1 pseudogene is annotated in these 774 nt (G+C 73.1%); it reads left to right on the top strand.

Annotated features, from left to right (window positions below):
• Positions 1–774, top strand: a pseudogene (locus GTR00_RS22010) (hypothetical protein); the annotation flags it as partial.

Below are 774 nucleotides of genomic sequence, written 5' to 3'. Positions count from 1 at the left end.
GGCCTTGAGCGTGCAGGACCTCACCGGCTACCTGACCACCGAGCAGGGCCTGCAGGTGATCGACCTGGTCAGCGGCGAGGCCGGCGACCTGCACTCCCCCACCGCGCCCGTGCTGCCCGCCTCCGGCAGCCCCAGTCCCCTGAGCGCGCCGGCGCTGGTGCGCACGGGCACCACCTCCCTGGCCGTGGCCGCCTTCGTCGTGGCGCAGCCGGCGTCCGGGACCACGCCGGAGCACCGGGTCGTCGAGGTGCTCGCACTGGACACCGCCACCGGTAAGAAGGCGTGGCAGGCCACGCTGGAGCTGCCGCAGTGGGCGCAGGAGGAGGCCGCCTCCGCACCGGTGGTGAAGGTCCTGGCCGCCTCGAGCACCAGCAGCGCCTCGCGTGAGACTCCGAGGAGTGCCCTCGGGGTCACCGACGGCGAGGTGGTCGTCACGGTCGACGGCGGCTTCAAGCAGGCGACTACCTGGGGCCTGATGCCCGAGGGTGGTCAGCAGCGCTGGCAGCACGAGGGGCTGCTGCAGGCCACCCGCATCGGCGACGTCGTCCTGGGCAACCAGGCCAACAGCCAGGACAACGGCCTGCTGAGCGCGCTGAACGTCGCCGACGGGACGCTGCGCTGGCAGGCGCCCGCCGGCACCAGCCTGATCAGCGCCTCGGCCGTCAGCCCCACCCTGGCCGGGGTCAACGTCAACGACTACGCCTCCGGCGAGAACGTCTTCCAGGTGCTCAACGCCGGCACCGGCACGGTCACCGACACCATCCCCACCGGGCG

Origin of the sequence: Kineococcus indalonis (genome assembly GCF_009906395.1) — a bacterium.
GTDB lineage: Bacteria > Actinomycetota > Actinomycetes > Actinomycetales > Kineococcaceae > Kineococcus > Kineococcus indalonis.
The sequence above is the reverse complement of the archived record's forward strand: the minus strand, read 5'-3'. Positions and strand labels throughout refer to the sequence as shown.